The organism is Mycobacterium sp. TH-M15 (assembly GCF_057473705.1).
The window spans coordinates 1-2246 of sequence record NZ_JBYCLB010000636.1; the positions used below are offsets into that span (position 1 = coordinate 1).

4 protein-coding genes are annotated in these 2246 nt (G+C 70.4%); 1 reads left to right on the top strand and 3 read right to left on the bottom strand.

The genetic code is table 11. The features are described 5' to 3' along the window. Window positions 1-475 (top strand): MFS transporter (locus tag AC2VNT_RS15545; protein ID WP_486947709.1); only part of this gene is annotated, 475 nt, incomplete at its 5' end. 26 nt (window positions 476-501) lie between these two features. On the opposite strand, the gene AC2VNT_RS15550 is transcribed toward AC2VNT_RS15545, so the two are convergent. The 3 genes from AC2VNT_RS15550 to AC2VNT_RS15560 form a co-directional block, all read right to left on the bottom strand. Further along, window positions 502-1146 (bottom strand): urease accessory protein UreD, encoded by a 645-nt coding sequence (locus tag AC2VNT_RS15550; protein WP_486947710.1) that lies wholly within the window; start codon window positions 1144-1146, stop codon window positions 502-504. After that, complete coding sequence (gene ureG, locus AC2VNT_RS15555; RefSeq protein WP_486947711.1) at window positions 1146-1826, bottom strand: urease accessory protein UreG; 681 nt, start codon at window positions 1824-1826, stop codon at window positions 1146-1148. Before ureG ends, AC2VNT_RS15550 begins: the two co-directional genes overlap by 1 nt. Before the next feature lie 12 nt (window positions 1827-1838). Continuing rightward, window positions 1839-2246 (bottom strand): urease accessory protein UreF (locus tag AC2VNT_RS15560; protein ID WP_486947712.1); only part of this gene is annotated, 408 nt, incomplete at its 5' end.

The window sequence follows — 2246 nt, forward strand, 5'->3', positions numbered from 1 at the left end:
GGTCATCGGGGCCGGCGCCCTGGTGCTCGGCGCGATGCTGTTCGGCTCCACCCTGCAGCGCGACGTGCCGTACCTGCCGGACCTGCTGACCCTGTTCGTCGTCGGCGGGTTCGGCATTGGGGTGATCTCGGTGGTGCTGCCGTTGTGCGCGCTCGCCGAGGTCGGACCGCGCGAGCTCGGGCCGGTCTCGGCCATCACCTTGATGGTGTACAACCTCGGCGGGCCGGTGGTGCTGGTGATCGTCCAGGCGGTGCAGACCTCGCGCACGCTGTACCTGGGCGGGATCACCGGCCCGGTGACGAACATGACGCCGGCCCAACTCGACGCGCTCGGGCACGGCTACACCTACTCGCTGCTGTGGATCGCCGCGATCGCGGTGCTGGTCGGCGCGGCGGCGCTGTTCATCGGGTTCTCCGCCGAGCAGATCGCCCGCGCCCAGCACACCCGGGAGGCGGTGGAGGCCGGCGAGCTGTAGCCGGGGCGTGCGCCGCCGGTGCGCGGCTACCCGACCAGCCGGTCGCTCTGGAAGTAACTCAGTGCTCCTCCGCCGGCCAGCGCCAGCACAGTCGACCGGGGGTCAATCAGCTCCGGAGAAGGCGGTTCCGGGTAACAGAACTCGCTGACCGCCGCGCGCGGCGCTGACAGCACGTCATCGGCCAGTGATCCGGCGCCGAGCTCCACCCGGTGGCGCACCAGCGGGCGGTGGTCCCGGTCCACCCGCAGCGAGCCCGACCAGAACCCTTCACGCTCGCCCGATCTACCGATCTGGATTCGGTCCCGAAACCGAACCGACCCGCCGGCGTGCAAGCGCAGCGCAATGCTGGAGAAATGCCGTGCGTCGGCGGCGACGATCATCGGTTCGAGATCGACGTCGAGCTCGCCGGCCACATCGATCTGCCAGTTCGCGTGGGAGGTTCGGCTGATCGCCCCGGGCAGGGCCATGGACGCAGCGGCACTGCGCAGCTTCAGTCGGGCGCCCGGCTCGACGACGACACGAATCTCGATGGTGTCGCCACCCAGCGGCGTGATGGCCGCCGAAACGAAGTGCACCGTCGCCGACCTGGTGCGGCGCGCGGCCACCGCGCCTCGGCAGTCGATGCGCGCCAACCGGTTCGGGGATGCGGCCACCGTCACCTGCGAATGCATCAGGGGCCGGCCTGGTCGCCAAGCTGGGCGCGGACCCAGGCCAGCACCGCCGTGGACGCCGGATCCTCGGTCAAGGATTGCAGTATCGTGGGCCGGCCATCGCGTACCGCCGCGGCATCGCGAGCCATCACCTCCAGGTCGGCGCCGACCAGCGGCGCCAGATCTGTTTTGTTCACCACCAGCAGGTCCGAATAGGTGACCCCGGGACCGCCCTTGCGCGGCACCTTGTCGCCACCGGCGACATCGATCACGAAGATCTGCAGATCGACCAATCCGGAGGAGAACGTCGCGGTCAGGTTGTCACCGCCCGACTCGACCAGGATCAGGTCGAGGGTGTGCTGGGCGGCGATCAGGTCGTCGATCGCGTCCAGGTTGGCCGTGATGTCGTCGCGGATAGCGGTGTGCGGACAACCGCCGGTCTGCACGGCGGCGATCCGGTCGTCGGGTAGCACGGCATGCTTGCGCAGGAAGTCCGCGTCTTCGGTGGTGTAGATGTCGTTGGTCAGCACCGCCAGCGACAGCTCATCCCGCAGCTGCCGGCACAACGCCGCGACCAGTGCGGTCTTGCCGGAGCCGACCGGGCCCCCGATGCCGATACGCAGCGGCTCACCCGGCTTCCGGACGCGTCTCGGGCGTTCCTGGTGAGTGTGCGGCTCGGCGTCTAGAAAATGCGGTGGCATGGGGTTCTCCTTTCACGAAACAAACAGCGGGCGCTCACGTGCGGCGTGCCGCTGGGCGAGCGTGTCGAGCAGCGGGTCGGAGAGGCTGGCCAGCGCGGTCGTCGCCTCGGCCGCGGTGCGCTCGCACAGGTCAGCCAGCTGGAACGTCAGTGCGGCGACGTCGGCGGGGTCCAGGGCCAACAGCCGCTGCGCGGCGGTCGCCGAGCCGGTCATGGTGGTGTAGACGAGCGTCAACGCGGTCTGGCCGGGAGTCAGGCCGGATACCGCGCCAACCCGCCCGGTCACCGGGGCAAGATGCGGACGGTCACCGAGGGTCCCCCAGCAGGCGTCCGGCCACACCCGCCGTGCCAGCCGCGCCAATCCCCGTCCCTGGCTGCGCGACGCCTGTCGAGCCGCCGGGGCCGGTGTGTGCGCGTCGGT

Excerpts from the sequence above, each read along its gene's own strand:
- AC2VNT_RS15550 (WP_486947710.1), bottom strand. The coding sequence starts at position 1,146 with ATGCATTCGCAGGTGACGGTGGCCGCATCCCCGAACCGGTTGGCGCGC.
- ureG (WP_486947711.1), bottom strand. The coding sequence starts at position 1,826 with ATGCCACCGCATTTTCTAGACGCCGAGCCGCACACTCACCAGGAACGC.